This window comes from Streptomyces sp. NRRL WC-3605 (assembly GCF_001509795.1).
Lineage (GTDB): Bacteria > Actinomycetota > Actinomycetes > Streptomycetales > Streptomycetaceae > Streptomyces > Streptomyces viridochromogenes.
On record NZ_LLZN01000100.1, the window covers coordinates 1 to 14,257 of the forward strand.

13 protein-coding genes are annotated in these 14,257 nt (G+C 71.4%); 3 read left to right on the plus strand and 10 right to left on the minus strand.

From position 1 onward, the window contains the following. Nucleotides 1–128: 128 nt before the first annotated feature. Together ADL34_RS31130 and ADL34_RS31135 are read right to left on the minus strand one after the other, a co-directional pair. Entirely contained in the window at nt 129–818 is a 690-nt protein-coding gene (locus tag ADL34_RS31130; protein ID WP_062674172.1) for a response regulator, read from the minus strand. Next, on the minus strand, nt 815–2,083 hold the full coding sequence (locus ADL34_RS31135; protein ID WP_062674170.1) for a sensor histidine kinase: 1,269 nt from the start codon (nt 2,081–2,083) through the stop codon (nt 815–817). Before ADL34_RS31135 ends, ADL34_RS31130 begins: the two co-directional genes overlap by 4 nt. An 85-nt stretch (nt 2,084–2,168) precedes the next feature. Between ADL34_RS31135 and ADL34_RS31140 the strand changes: the two genes are divergently transcribed. Further along, nucleotides 2,169–2,729, plus strand: coding sequence for a GNAT family N-acetyltransferase (locus tag ADL34_RS31140; RefSeq protein ID WP_062674176.1), 561 nt, complete (start codon nt 2,169–2,171; stop codon nt 2,727–2,729). A 22-nt stretch (nt 2,730–2,751) separates the two neighbouring features. Here the strand turns inward: ADL34_RS31140 and ADL34_RS31145 are convergent, their stop codons facing one another. From ADL34_RS31145 to ADL34_RS31175, 7 genes are all read right to left on the minus strand, one after another. Continuing rightward, nucleotides 2,752–4,308, minus strand: a complete 1,557-nt coding sequence (locus tag ADL34_RS31145; RefSeq protein WP_062674168.1) for a type IV secretory system conjugative DNA transfer family protein — start codon at nt 4,306–4,308, stop codon at nt 2,752–2,754. A 12-nt stretch (nt 4,309–4,320) separates the two neighbouring features. Beyond that, complete coding sequence (locus tag ADL34_RS31150) at nt 4,321–5,733, minus strand: ATP-binding protein (protein ID WP_062674166.1); 1,413 nt, start codon at nt 5,731–5,733, stop codon at nt 4,321–4,323. Nucleotides 5,734–5,739: 6 nt separating this feature from the next. Continuing rightward, nucleotides 5,740–7,299, minus strand: coding sequence for an SCO6880 family protein (locus tag ADL34_RS31155; RefSeq protein WP_062674164.1), 1,560 nt, complete (start codon nt 7,297–7,299; stop codon nt 5,740–5,742). Further along, complete coding sequence (locus ADL34_RS31160; protein ID WP_062674162.1) at nt 7,296–8,618, minus strand: hypothetical protein; 1,323 nt, start codon at nt 8,616–8,618, stop codon at nt 7,296–7,298. The genes ADL34_RS31155 and ADL34_RS31160 overlap by 4 nt, the downstream gene beginning before the upstream one ends. Beyond that, nucleotides 8,608–9,414 (minus strand): hypothetical protein, encoded by an 807-nt coding sequence (locus ADL34_RS31165; RefSeq protein ID WP_062674159.1) that lies wholly within the window; start codon nt 9,412–9,414, stop codon nt 8,608–8,610. The genes ADL34_RS31160 and ADL34_RS31165 overlap by 11 nt, the downstream gene beginning before the upstream one ends. A 183-nt stretch (nt 9,415–9,597) precedes the next feature. Beyond that, the gene (locus ADL34_RS31170) at nt 9,598–9,906 is read right to left on the minus strand and encodes a hypothetical protein (protein WP_055624817.1); all 309 of its coding nucleotides are present in this window, start codon (nt 9,904–9,906) and stop codon (nt 9,598–9,600) included. Between the two features lie 429 nt (nt 9,907–10,335). Next, a complete protein-coding gene (locus ADL34_RS31175; RefSeq protein WP_062674157.1) occupies nt 10,336–10,698 on the minus strand; it encodes a DUF1330 domain-containing protein in 363 nt (120 codons plus the stop codon). Between the two features lie 250 nt (nt 10,699–10,948). Between ADL34_RS31175 and ADL34_RS31180 the strand changes: the two genes are divergently transcribed. Beyond that, the gene (locus ADL34_RS31180; RefSeq protein ID WP_370686539.1) at nt 10,949–11,893 is read left to right on the plus strand and encodes an NlpC/P60 family protein; all 945 of its coding nucleotides are present in this window, start codon (nt 10,949–10,951) and stop codon (nt 11,891–11,893) included. A 195-nt stretch (nt 11,894–12,088) separates the two neighbouring features. Beyond that, on the plus strand, nt 12,089–12,799 hold the full coding sequence (locus ADL34_RS31185) for a phosphatase PAP2 family protein (RefSeq protein ID WP_062674155.1): 711 nt from the start codon (nt 12,089–12,091) through the stop codon (nt 12,797–12,799). Nucleotides 12,800–12,813: 14 nt separating this feature from the next. Here ADL34_RS31185 and ADL34_RS31190 read toward each other — a convergent pair. Continuing rightward, nucleotides 12,814–14,257 (minus strand): FAD-binding oxidoreductase (locus ADL34_RS31190; protein WP_062739842.1); only part of this gene is annotated, 1,444 nt, incomplete at its 5' end.

The following is a 14,257-nucleotide window of genomic DNA, read 5'->3' on the forward strand; positions in this document are numbered from 1 at the left end:
GTACTGCAGGGGGGACCCTGTGGGAGAGTAGGACACCGCCGAACAATTTTTGAGAAAGGGCTCACACCTTACGGTGTGGGCCCTTTCTGCATTTCCGGTCCCGTTTTCCGGACGCTTTCCCGAGGTATTCAGGACGGGTGCACCAGGCCCGCGTCGTAGGCCAGGATGACCGCCTGGACACGGTCCCGGGAATTCGTCTTCGCGAGGATGCGGCCCACGTGCGTCTTCACCGTGGACTCGGCGAGGTGCAGGCGCGCGGCTATCTCGGTGTTCGTCCAGCCTCTGCCCACCACCGTGAGGATCTCTCGTTCGCGTTCGGTCAGGGCGGACAGGCGCGGGTCCTGCCCCGGCTTTCCCTGGGCTCCCCGGTCGGTGTCCTGGGGCGTACCGGACGGCAGGTGGTGGACGTATGCGTCCAGGAGGCGGCGGGTCAGGCTGGGGGCGACCACCGCGTCGCCTGTGGCCACCGCCCGGATGCCGGCGAGGAGTTCCTCCGGCTGGGCGTCCTTCACCAGGAAGCCCGAGGCGCCGGCGCGGAGGCCGGAGTACGCGTACTCGTCGAGGTCGAACGTGGTGAGGATGAGGACCCGGGTGCGGTCCCCGGCGGCCGTGATGCGGCGAGTGGCCTCGATGCCGTCCAGGCCGGGCATGCGGACGTCCATCAGGACCACGTCCGGGTTGAGTTCCGCCGTCATACGAACCGCTTCGCTGCCGTTGGCGGCCTCGCCCAGGACCGTCATGTCGTCCTGGCTCTCCAGGAGCATGCGGAAGCCGAAGCGCTGGAGGGTCTGGTCGTCGGCGATGAGGACGGTGGTCACTGGGGGGACTCCTCCGGGAGGCTCAGGTGGACGCGCCAGCCGCGCGCGGGGTGCGGGCGGGGACCGGCCTCAAGTGTGCCGCCGTACAGGGCCGTTCGCTCGCGCATGCCGGGCAGGCCGCGGCCGTCCGGTCCGGGTGCGGGGCCGCCGCGGCCGGTGTCCGTGACCGTGGCGGTGACGGCGCCCCTCTCCTCGTACGACAGCTCTATGCGGGCGGTCGTGCCGGGGCCGGCGTGTTTGAGGGTGTTGGTCAGGGACTCCTGGAGGACGCGGTAGACGGTGAGCTGGCGGCCGGGGGAGAGGGCCGGGGTGCCGGTCACCGTGAGGTCAACGGGGAGGCCGGCCGCGCGGACGCCGCCGACGAGCTGGTCGAGGTCGGTGAGGCCGGGCTGCGGGGCGAGTTGTGGTCCGGGGGCCTCCTCGGGGTGCTCCTCCTCGCGCAGGACGTCGAGGAGGCGGCGCAGTTCGCCGAGGGCCTGGCGGCTGGTGGTGGCGATGGCGTTCAGGGCCTGGGCGGCGCGCTCCGGGGACTTGGCGGCGGCGTACTTGCCGCCGTCCGCGAGGCCGGTGATGACGGAGAGGTTGTGGCCGATGATGTCGTGCATCTCCCGGGCGATCCGCGCGCGTTCGGCGGCTGCCGCGAGGCGGGCCTGCTGGTCGCGTTCGATCTCCAGGCGGCGGGCGCGGTCCTCGAGGGTCTCGGTGTGGTCGCGGCGGGTGCGGACGGTGATGCCGATGGCCGTCGCCACGGCGAACGTCATGAGGACCGGGACGATGTCCTGGTCCGGGCCGCCGCCCTGCGGATGGCGTACGGCCGTCACGGCGGCGCTCGCGGTGAGCAGGGCCGCCGCCCACCACAGGGAGCGGGCCGGGCGGCGCAGGGCGATGTGGAAGACGACCAGCAGGTGCAGCATGACTGCCTGGAGGGTGATACCCGTCCAGGCGTTGACGAGGGCGAACGGGGTCAGGGCCAGGAGGACGGCGCGGGGGTGGGTGCGGCGCCACAGGAGGGGCGCGGACAGGCCCAGGCTGAGGGTGAGGACGAGCCAGTGGGGGCTGTCGGGGGCGCGGGTGACGTTGAGCCAGCCGCCGCCGTAGTAGTCGATCAGGGCCGCCGTCACCCAGAATCCGGTGAGGTGCAGGTCCCAGACGAGTGGGTGGCTCGCGTCGAAGGCCCGGACGCGCCTGCTGACGCGCTGGACGTACTGGGTCAGCGGCTCGGCCGTGCGTGCCCCGGTGGCTGGTTGCTCCGTCACGCCGTCCATCGTGCGGGTTCTTCCCGCCCGCTCCCAGAGGCGTGGGGCGTATTCCGGATGAGGGATGTCGTACCCGGGTACTACGGTGGCCGTCATGTGCAGCAGCAGCCCCGAGAGCTATGTGATCAGGTCGATACGGGCGGACGAGTGGCCGGCCGTGAAGGAGCTGCGGCTCGCCGCGCTCCAGGACCCGGTCGCGCACCTGGCGTTCCTGGAGACGTACGAGGACGCCCTGACGCGGTCCGACGCGTTCTGGCAGGAGCGGGCGGCCGGTGCGTGCGAAGGCGCGGACGGGGCGCAGCAGATCATCGCCGTGCGTCCCGACGGGGTGTGGGTCGGTACGGCCACCGTGCTGGTCGAGGAGCCGGGCACGACGGACTGGGCCGGGTTTGCGGTGGAGCGCAAGCAGGGGCACGTGGTGGGGGTGTTCGTGCGGCCCGAGGAGCGGGGGAGCGGGCTGACGGACGTGCTGTTCGACGCCGCCCTGGAGTGGGCCTGGTCGCGGGGCGCCGAGCGGGTGCGCCTCATCGTGCACGAGGAGAACGGGCGGGCGCAGCGCTTCTACCGGCGGGTGGGGTTCGTGCCGTCCGGGGTGACCGTGCCGCTCGGTGAGCAGGGGGCACGCGAGCTGGAGTTCGTCGTCGAACGGCCGTGACAGGCACGGCCGGACGGCCCGGTCAGCCGGGCAGTTCGGCGTGCGGCCAGCGGGAGCGGGCCTGCTCGCGGGACCGGAGCAGGGCCAGGGTCGGCATACCCCGGTCCGCTCCGGTTGCCAGCAGCTCAGGTACCTGGGGAAGCGGAGCCACGGCGGCGACGTCGTCCAGGACGAGCGTCATTGGTGGGTCGAGGCGACCGGAGGATGACCGTTCGGCCATGCGCCGGCCGCGCTCGACCACGCTTGCGGCCAGGGCCGTCAGGAGGGGCATGGCGCCCGGCTCGGCTCTGGGGTCCTCGATGGATTCACCCACCACGTAAAGCGTGCCCGTTTCGTGCACGAAGGAATCCAGGGTGAGTGCATCGGTTCGGTAGGGCGTGCAGGACTCCCGCACGTTGACCGTCGAGAGGGCGGCCAGCGCCCGGGTGGTCAACTCCTGAGCCATGTCCCGGCGTTCGGGGTGGGCGGTGAGCGCCGCCTCCAGTTCCCCGGCGGACCCGGCCGCGGCCTTCGGATGGGTGCGGAGGATGCGTACGGCGTCCTGGATCTGGGTGCCCTGGGACCAGCGGTGGACGTGCCGGACGGTGCGGCCGTCGACGGCGGCGGCGTGCAGACAGCAGCGCAGCAGCGTCTCCGCGGTGTCGCCGACCGCCTGGTCGAGGCGTGAGGTGGGGCGGACCGGGGCGAGCAGCGCGGCGGCCCGGGCGGCGGCCGTGGCCTTGTCCTCGCAGCCGGTGGTGGGCGACCAGTGGAGGCGGGCCGGGGTGTCGCACAGGTGGGCGGGGTCGTACAGGAGGACCGGGCCCAGCTTGCCGCGGGCGTCCTTGGTGTCCTGCCAGAGCGCCGGGTCGGACGTGACGACGAGCGCGGGGCCCTCGGCGTCGAGGACCGCCTGGGCGGCGCGGTGCCGGCGGGCGTCCCTGGGGGCCACGACGAGCGTCTCGCGGGCCGTGACGGCGGTCGGGAGGGGCGCGAGGGCCGGCTCGGCGAGAAGAGGGACCGGCAAGGCCTTCTCGGTGTGCGGGGCCGTGTCGGTGAGCGCGGCCGTCTCGGTGTGCGGGGCCGCGTGCTCGACGGCCGGTTCCGGCTGCCGTGCCACCGCGGGGGCCGTCTGCCGCGGCTCGGGCGCCGGCACGGGCTCCGTGCGTGGGGCCGGCACCTCGTGGGGCGCCGGTGCGGCGGGCGCGTAGGGGCGGCCCGCGCGGCGGGCCGCCCGGACGGCGCGCCAGCGGGCCAGCGTGCCCATCACGAAGACGGTGAGCACGACCAGCACCATCAACTGGCCGATGAACAGGCCCCAGAACAGTCCGTAGCCGGACAGCTGCCCCTCCGGGGTGTCCGGCCACGCGCCCGCGAGGTCGTGGGGGTCGCCGATCAGGGAGCGCATGGCGAGCGGTGTACGGGAGACCGTGACGCCGTCCGGCCACGACCCGTGCGCGAACAGGCCCGCCAGGCCCGTCGCCGTCCACACCATCAGGGTCATGCCGAGGAGGAAGCCGAGTATGCCGATCAGCAGGCCGTCGGAGACGCCTCCCTGGCCCTCCCCGTTCCGGCGCTCCCCGCGGTCGTCCGGTCTCACGCTCGCCTCCCCCTACGCCACCGTCGATTCCGAGTCGCCCAGATGCTGCTCCACGAAGGCCGCCGCCCGTTCCTCCGCCTCCAGTTCGGCGGCGCGCAGGGCGTCGTCGGCGAGATGGTCGGCGGACGACTCGGTCATCGCGCGGTCGGTGAAGACCAGCGGGCGCTCGGACTCCGTGATCAGGTGCTTGACCACCTGGACGTTGCCGTTGACGTCCCAGACCGCGATGCCCGGGGTGAGCGACGGGATGATCTCCACGGCCCAGCGGGGCAGGCCGAGCACCCGGCCGGTCGCCCGTGCCTCGTCGGCCTTCTGCGCGTAGATCGTCCTGGTCGACGCCATCTTCAGGATGGCGGCCGCCTCCTTGGCCGCCGCGCCGTCCACGACGTCGGAGAGATGGTGGACGACGGCCACGAAGGACAGGCCGAGCCGGCGGCCGAACTTCAGCAGCCGCTGGAACAGCTGGGCCACGAACGGGCTGTTGATGATGTGCCAGGCCTCCTCGACCAGGAAGATGCGCTTCTTCCGGTCGGGGCGGATCCAGGTGTGCTCCAGCCACACGCCGACGATCGCCATCAGGATCGGCATGGCGATGGAGTTGCGGTCGATGTGGGACAGGTCGAACACGATGAGGGGCGCGTCGAGGTCGATGCCGACCGTCGTGGGGCCGTCGAACATGCCCCTGAGGTCACCGTCGACGAGCCGGTCCAGCACCAGTGCCACGTCCAGGCCCCACGCCCGTACGTCGTCTATGGCGACGTTCATCGCCTCCGCCGAGTCGGGTTCGGGGTGCCGCAGCTGCTCCACGATGTCGGTGAGGACGGGCTGGCGCTCCACGATGGTCTCGTTGACGTAGGCGTGCGCGACCTTCAGCGCGAAGCCGGAGCGCTCGTCCAGGCCGTGGCCCATCGCGACCTCGATGATGGTCCGCAGCAGCGCCAGCTGGCCCGTCGTGGTGATCGACGGGTCGAGCGGGTTGAGCCGGATGCCGTGGTCGAGGGCGGCCGTCGGGTCCAGCCGGATCGGCGTTATGCCCAGCTGCTCGGCGATGAGGTTCCACTCGCCGACGCCGTCCTCGCCCTGGGCGTCCAGGACGACGACCTGGCGGTCGCGGAAGCGGAGCTGGCGCAGGACGTACGTCTTCTCCAGCGCCGACTTGCCGTTGCCGGACTCGCCGAGGACCAGCCAGTGCGGTGCGGGGAGCTGCTGGCCGTACAGCTGGAAGGGGTCGTAGATGTAGCCCTTCCCGGAGTAGACCTCACGGCCGATGATGACGCCGGAGTCGCCGAGGCCGGGGGCGGCGGTGGGCAGGTACACCGCCTGCGCCTGGCCCGTGGACGTGCGCACCGGTGGCCGGGTCGTCTCGACCTTCCCGAACAGGAAGGACGTGAAGGCGTCGGTGAGGACGGACAGCGGGTCCCGCATCAGGTCCTACCTCCGAATGCCGGTGGCGAAGGGGAGTGTGTTCACGAATGCCCGGTGGTGCTCGCGGTCGCACCACTCCAGCTTCAGATACGACTTTCCGGCCGACGCCCGGATGGTCCGCTTGTCGCGGGCCAGGGCCTCGGGAGTACGGGAGGACACGGTGATGTAGCCGACGAGGTTGACGCCGGCCGCGCCGCTCGCGAGGTCCTCGCCGCGCTGGTCGAGACGGGTGTGGGCGGCGATGTCACGGGGGTCGACCGTGCGGTTCATCTTGGCGGCGCGGCTGGCCTCGGCCTCGTCGTTGGTCTTCTCGGTGAGCATGCGCTCGATGGCGATCTCGGTGGGTTCGAGGTCCATCGTGACGGCGACCGTGCGGATGACGTCCGGGGTGTGGACGAGCAGCGGAGCCAGGAAGTTGACGCCGACCGGGGTCATCGGCCACTCCTTCACCCAGGCCGTGGCGTGGCACCAGGGCGCGCGCGTGGAGGACTCGCGGGTCTTCGCCTGGAGGAACGTCGGCTCCATGGCGTCGAGCTCGGCCGGCCAGGCGTTGCGCCGCGTCATCGCCTGGATGTGGTCGATGGGGTGGTCCGGGTCGTACATGGAGTGGATCAGCGACGACAGGCGGCCCTGGCCGAGGGGCTGCCGGACCCGGATGTCGGCCTCCTGGAGGCGCGAGCAGATGTCGGTCAGCTCACGGGCCATGACCACCGCGAGCCCGGCGTCCCGGTCGACCTTGCCGCGCCCGTGCGGGCGGGCGGCACGGGCCATCGCCTGGGCCTCGGCGGCCAGCTCACGGGTGTAGTGCATGCAGGCGACGAGGTAGGCGCGGTGCTGCTCGCTGCTCGTCGACACCATGGACTGGAGCTGGTCGTACGACTGCTGGAGCCATCCCGGGGCCCGGTCGTCGCCGCGGACGGCGACGTCCTTGGCGTGGGCGTCGGGGTCGGCGGGCAGGGTGCGGGCCAGCATCTGCAGGCGGGTCACGAAGCCGTCGTTGTTGGCGACGTGCTTCAGCAGGGTGCCGAAGCGGTCGACCAGGGCCTCCTGGTCCTCGGAGTCGCGCAGGCCGACACCGGGGCCCTCGATCTCGATGGCGGCGGTGACGGTACGGCGGTCGGCGTGCAGCAGCACGGCGATCTCGTCCGGCCCGAAGGGGGCGGCCAGCCACGTGATGCGGCCGATGCCCGGCGGCGGCCCGACCTCGACCTCACGGCCGTCGATGCGAGTGCCGGCCTCCATGGCGGAGGAGCGGTAGGTGGTGCCCCGGCGCAGGGTGCGCTTGTAGCTGCGGTTGATCTCGAACCACTTGTAGAAGGTCCGGTGCTTGTACGGCACGTACACCGCGGCCAGCGCGAGCAGCGGGAAGCCCATGAGCAGCACGATCCGCAGGGACAGGACGGGGACGAGCAGTCCGCACATCATGCCGAGGAACGCGCCGGTGATGATCAGCGCGATCTCGCCGGACTCGCGGTTGCGGCCGACGATCGCGTTCGGCCGGGCACGGCCGATCAGATAGGTACGGCGGGGCGTGACCGGATGGGACACGTGGGACTCGGTCGTCAACGCCCGTCACCTCCTGGACGATTGCTGCGGGTGTTGCCTGCGTGCGGGGTGTTCACCGGGCTGCTCGAACGGGGTGCGGGTGCGGCGGAGGGGACAGATCCGCCGCCCCCGTTCGAGGAGCGCGAGCTGTGGGCGGCGACGCCGCCGGAGGCCGGGTTGGCCGGGCGGGGGGCACTGGCCGCACCCCCTCCGGCGTTGTTGTCGGCCCGGGAGCTGTGCGTCTTGATGCCCTGGGCGACGAGGGTGGCCGGGGAGCTGATGACGGCCGCGGCCTTGCTCTCGGCGCCGCGCATGATGCGGTTGTTGCGGGTGTTCGCGATCTCGTCGCCGAAGCCGGGGACGAAGCGGTAGATCATCGCCGAGGCGAAGATCGCGAGCAGGATGATGGCGAGGCCGGAGACCACGGCGGCCAGGGAGTCGGGGCCCTCCTCGCTGGCGAGGGCGCCGGCGAGGCCGAGGACGATGACGATGACCGGCTTCACCAGGATGACGGCGATCATGATGCCGGCCCAGCGGCGGACGTGGCCCCAGAGGTCCTTGTCGACGAGACCGGCGTAGACGACGACGCCGAGCAGGGCGCCGACGTAGAGCAGCACGGCCCGGATGTAGAGCTCCAGGTAGAGGATGCCGGCGGCGAGGATCGAGATCAGCGAGACCAGGATCAGCATGATCGGGCCGCCGCCGATGTCGTCGCCCTTCTCCAGGGCCTCGGAGAACGTGCCGAAGAACGTGTCCGTCTGGTTGCCGGTCGCCTTCGCCAGGACGTCGCTGACGCCGTCGGTCGCCGAGACGACGGTGTAGAGGACGAGGGGCGTGAAGGCGGACGCCAGCACCGTGAGCCAGAGGAAGCCGATGGCCTCCGACAGGGCGGTCGCGAACGGCACGCCGCGTACGGCGCGCTTGGTGACGGCGAGCAGCCACAGGACGAGGGTGAGGATGGCGGAGGCGCCGAAGACGACGGCGTAGTGCTTCAGGAACGTGAGGTTCGTGAAGTCGACGGCCGCGGTCTCCTTCACGGCGTCGCTGAGCCGGTCGACGGTCCACGCGGCGGCGTCGGCACAGCCCTTGGCGAGGGAGGAGAGGGGGTCGAGGGTGGTGGTGGGGTCGGTGAGGGAGGGGGTGCCGGACTTTTTGCCGCCGCCGTTGTCCTTCTCGCAGTAGTCCTTGGCAGGGCCGACGATGAGGTCGCAGTTGTCACCGGTCGGACTCGGTGAGGGGGACGGTGCGGCGACGGCACGCGTGGCCAGCAGGACGACCGTGGTCTGCACAGCGGCGAGGGTGGCGGCGACCCTGAGTACGCGGCGCGGGCTATCGGGCATACGTGAACCCTCCGTACTCATTGACGGCCTTGGCCATTTCCTCGGCGCTGGATGCCTTGTTGTCGCCCGGGACGGGCGCAGGGCCGTCCTTCTGGGAGAAGCTGTCGACCTTCCAGTCTTCGTCCGCCCAACGCAGTTGCAGCGTCATGGTGAACCAGTCGGTGCTGGCCGGGTTCGTGGAGCTCTCCCCGGCCATACCGAACACGCCCGTGCACCACACCTCGACGGCCGCGGCCGTGGCCGAGTAGCTCGTGACCTTGGTGCCGATCGGTACCGTTCGGGAGACGTAGGTGTTGCCGGCGGTGGCCGTGCCGTCGTCGCTCAGGCCGATGCTGCTCAGAAAGTCCTTCGAGTACGCCTTGTCGAGCTTGGCGGAGAGTTCGGCCTGTCTGGCCTCGACGAAGACTTGTCGCACGATGTCGGCCCGGCGTGCGGGCTGCAGGATGTCGGCCGAGACCAGCGTCACCGCGTAATTGGCGGCAGCGCTCTGCGCCCCCTGTTCGTCGTGGGCGTAGCCGCCGGGGATGCCTGCCGACCTGCCCTTGACGGGGCGGGTGCCCGTGGCCGCCGTGGAGGAGGCCTGAGGTTTGTCCTCGTCACCCGCGGCGGAGCCGGAACCGCTGCCTCCGCGGTTCGCGAAGGCGATCGCAGCGATGAGGAGCACGACCACCCCGACGACCGTGATCATGCTCCGGGACGACGAACGGCCCCCTCTGCGCGCGCCCCCGTACACGTCACCGCCGGCTTCGGGCAGCCGGGTGCGGGTCTGCCCCTCCCGATCGTCTCCGAGACTCATGCCGCGTACGCCCCCTCGGCGTCGGACGGATACACGTTGGAGTACGACGGTAGCCGCGCTGGTTCCCGCGCGGGCGCGGTGTGGTGACTGGACATCAGGGAGACGCAACCTCAGCCGGTGGGCACGACGGGTGGGTAGGGGACGACGAGCCGGGCGTGCCCGGGAGGACGGAGGGGTGAGGCGCTAGACGGCCATGCCGTACACGATGGTGAAGAGCGTGCCCAGGGAGCCGATGATGAAGACGCCCGTCAGGCCGGCGACGATCAGGCCCTTGCCCTGCTCGGCGCTGAACGTGTCCCGCAGGGCCGTGGCGCCGATGCGCTGTTTGGCCGCCCCCCAGATGGCGATCCCGAGGCAGATCAGGATGGCGACCGCCATGACGACCTGGATCATCGTCTTGGCTTCGTTTCCCAGCGCTCCGAACGGACCCCAGTCCGGGGCGATTCCGCCGATGATGGTGTTGATGTCGCCCTTGTCGGCCGCAAAGAACATGTAAGTCACCGCCCCTGTCGGGTAGTTCCACGGTCCCCCCGCAACGCGCAGAGGTCAGGTCTCATTCTCGCCGACAATGCCGCTTCCGTATGTCGACTTGGCGTCATTGATGGTCGGGATTCGTACGAATAGCTCGTATGGTCACTCTGTGTATCACGCCAGGTTACGCCGGGCAACGAGGCCTGAGCGGAACCTGGGGTGCGGTTCTGTCGTTAGCCCCTCTTCGCGCCGGTGCCGCTTCTGGCGGACGCCCGGGTGAGGGGTCGTGCCCGTGTCCTGCGGGTGAAGGCTATCCCGCGCGGGTGAACCGGCGCGTGACAGGGTGTCAGGCACTGCACCCCTCACCGAAAGGCATCGCGGGTCCCGCCCTCAGGTATCGGGGGTGGGCGACGCCCGTTCGTCGAGGAGTGGCCGGAATCGCACGGTGCCTCAGGCGGACGTGCCGTCCGCGGTGGGCAGGGAGTCCCGTACGGCCCGCGCGGTCGCGGTGGGGTCGTAGCCCTCGGGGACGCCGTCGACCAGGATGATGTCCCCCGCGATGTGACGGGTGCGCAGCGGGGCGATCTCCCGGTAGGCGGGGGAGTTCCACCAGGCGCGGGCCTCCTCGAGGCCGGGGAAGGCGATCATCACCACGGCGCCGGGCCAGGCGCCCTCGACCGTCTCGTGCGCGGTGCCGTGCACGAGGAAGCGGCCGCCGTACGGCGTGAAGGTCGCGGTGATGCGGTCGATGTACTCGGCGACCTCGGGGTGCGGGGTGATGTCGCGGAGGTGGGCTATCGCGTAGGCGGGCATGGGGTCCTCCCGGTCGGGACTGTTCGGATCGGGTCGAGCGGCCTGCGACGCGATCGTGGCACGCCGGCCAAGCCGGGATCGATTACCCGCCGGGTCATGCGCGGGAGACGGGTGGGCCGGTTGCCGGGGCGCGGGCGCGGGAAGCTCCTACACTGGCGCGGGCGGACTCCCGGCGGGTGAGGGGCGATTGACGGTGCGTAAGGCTTGGATCGTGGCGGGTTCCGCCGTCGCGGCGGGGCTGAGCTTCGTGATGGTGCTCGTCGTCGGGGTGTACCTCGTCGCCGGGAACCTGGCGGGCGGTCTGAGCGGCGGCGCCCGCAATCTGGCCAAGGGCGCGGTGCCGGCCGCGTACCAGGCGCTCGTGGAGAAGTGGGGCAACCTCTGCCCCGCCATCAACCCGGCCCTGCTCGCCGCCCAGCTGTACCAGGAGAGCGGCTTCAACCCGAAGGCGCAGAGCGCGGCGGCGGCCCAGGGGATCGCGCAGTTCATCCCGGGCACCTGGGCCACCCACGGCATCGACGGCGACGGTGACGGCGACCGTGACGTGTGGGACCCGGCGGACGCCATCCCGTCGGCCGCGTCGTACGACTGCTCGCTCGCCAAGTACGTGAAGGACGTGCCCGGCGACCCGAAGCGGAACATGCTGGCGTCGTACAACGCCGGGGCGTACGCGGTCATCAAGTACCGGGGCGTGCCGCCGTACAAGGAGACCCAGAACTACGTGAAGACGATCACGACTCTGGAGGAGAGCTTCGCCGCGCCGGTCTCCCGGCTCGACCCGAGCAAGCAGGCCGCCGGGGCCATCGCCTACGCGCAGAAGAAGCTGGGCACCCTCTACCTCTGGGGCGGCGACGGCACCGCCGAGGACGGCGGGCGCTTCGACTGCTCGGGGCTGACCAAGGCCGCCTACGAGAGCGTCGGCGTCACGCTGCCCCGCGTGGCCAACGACCAGTGGAACGCGGGGCCGCATCCGGCCAGGAACGAACTGCTTCCCGGGGATCTGGTGTTCTTCTCGGACGACCTCGGGAACTCACGGGCCATCCGGCATGTCGGCATTTATGTCGGCGGCGGATACATGATCGACGCCCCGAGAACAGGTGCTGTGATCCGGTTCGACCCGATCGACACCCCCGACTACTTCGGGGCCACCCGGGTGACGGAGGATGGCGCGAAAGCGCTGCCCACGACGGTGTAGACGGAGCGTTAACCCTCCCCCTGAGCTGCGATGACGGGTCTCTCTTCGATAACGTCTGCGTGATCATTCAGTGGAGTGTGGAACGTATCGACGGGGACCGTGCGTTCCTGGTGACGTAGCCGGATCTACACCACGGGGGTGGGCGGAGCGGCGTACGCAGGATGCGCCGAGAGACGATGAAGGGGCCGCGGCAACATGGCTGGACTCGCAGAATCCGGGTCGAACCCCGACGTCGAGCTGCTGTACGACATCAACGGCCTGGCCAAGGACGCGCCGCACTGGTTCGACCGGGTCATGGAGTACGTCGGTGAGTACGGCGTGCTGCTCGGCCTGGTCCTGGCCGTGCTGTGGTGCTGGTGGACCGTACGGCGGCGCGGCGCGGAGGACGCGGCATCCTCGGTGGCCGCGCTCGTGTGGGCGCCGCTGGCCGCGGGCATCGCCGTCCTCGTGAACGTGCCGATAAGGGGCTTCGTGGAACGCCCCCGGCCCTTCAACGACCATCAGGGGCTCGAGGTCCTGGTCAGCGGCAAGACCGACTACTCCTTCGTCAGCGACCACGCCACCATCGCGATGGCCCTCGGCGTCGCCCTGTTCGTCGCCAACCGCAGGTTCGGCCTCGTCGGCATCGGCCTCGCGCTGCTCGAAGGCTTCTGCCGGGTCTACATGGGCGTGCACTACCCGACCGACGTCGTCGGCGGGTTCGCGCTCGGCACGGCCGTCGCCCTGCTCCTGTCCCCGCTGGCCATGGCCCTGCTGACGCCGCTCATGTCCGCCATCGAGCGCTCCCCGCGCGGCGGTTGGCTGATCCGGGCGCGCGGGCGGTCCGGGGACGACGGCAGCGGCGCGCTGCTGCGCGGCACGCGCAAGGACGGCCCCGGGGCCGAGGAGCGGGACCTCGCCGCCTGAGGCGGTCAGAGGCGCTACAGCGACTGCGGGTGGGAGAAGAAGCCCTGCGGGTCGTACCGCCTCTTCAGCTTCGCCAGCCGGGTCGCCGCGTCCCCGTAGTACGCCGTGCGCCAGTCCTTCAGGGACGGGTCGGTGTAGTTCTGGTACGCGGCTCCGGAGGCGTACGGCCGCATCGCGTCGTGCGCGGCCGTCAGCCAGGACTGGACGGCGGTGCCCGGGGTGCCCGCCCGCCAGGAGCCGATGTACTGCGCCAGCATCCGCGAGCGGCGGTGGACGAACGCCGTCGCCGTGGGGGAGACCCGGTTCACGGCCCCGCCCAGGGCCGTCAGGGCGATGCTGCCCGAGCCGCCGCGCACCGACTCCAGCTGCCGGATCAGCGTCCGGACGCCGGCCGCTGACAGCGAGCGGTCGAAGAAATCCGACTTCGCCGCGTACGTCTCCCGGTTCAGCGCCCCCTGCGGGGAGCGGCCCGGGGTGGAGCCGGGCAGGTGGCACTGCTCGTCGGTGAACGACGCGCAGCCGGCGTACAGCTCCATCGACTCCTCGTAGGAGCGGCGCCTGAGGCTGACGCTGCGGGCGGGGCCCGGGCCGCCGGGGCCGTCCGCGAGGCGGTCCACGGCGTTCTGCAGTTCGCGGTAGGTGCCCAGCGAGAAGGCCGACACGGAGACGGTGGGGGTGGCGCCGGCACCGCTGAGGTGCAGAGCCGACCAGATCTCGTCCGGCTGGGACGGGCCCCACTCCTGCCACGCCTTGATCACCGCGGCGGCCTTCGACCAGGGCCAGCTCATGTACGCGGTCACCGACTGCGGGGCGGGGTGGGTCTTGAAGTGCAGTTCCGTGACGACGCCGAAGTTGCCGTTGCCGGCGCCCCGCAGGGCCCAGAAGAGGTCCTGGTGGGTGGAGGCGTCGGCGGTGAGCTGCTTGCCGTCGGCGGTGACGAGGACGGCGCGGGTGAGGCTGTCGCAGGTCAGGCCGTAGGCGCGGGAGGTGACGCCGTGGCCGCCGCCGAGGGTGAGGCCGGAGACGCCGACCGTCGGGCAGGAGCCGGCGGGTATGGTCACGCCCTTCGCCGCGAGGGTGCGGTAGACGTCGATGAGCTTGGAGCCGGCGCCGACGACCGCGGTGCCGCCGGAGACGCGGATGCGGTCGAGCCGGGAGACGTCGACGATCAGACGGCCGTCGCCGGAGGACCAGCCGGCGTAGCTGTGGCCGCCGTTGCGGATGGCGACCTTCAGGTGGTGGGCGCGGGCGTACGCGAGCGTGGTGCGGATGTCGTCGGCGTGGGCGACGTAGGCGACGGCGCTGGGCTTCAGGTTGTCGAAGCGCGTGTTGTACAGCTGGTGGGCCGTGGGCCAGGAGGCGTCGCCGGGGCGTATGAGGGAGCCGTCGAGGTCGCGGGCGAGGGCGGACCAGGTGGCGGGGGCGGGCGCCGAGGCGGTGGCGGTGGCGGGGGCGGGC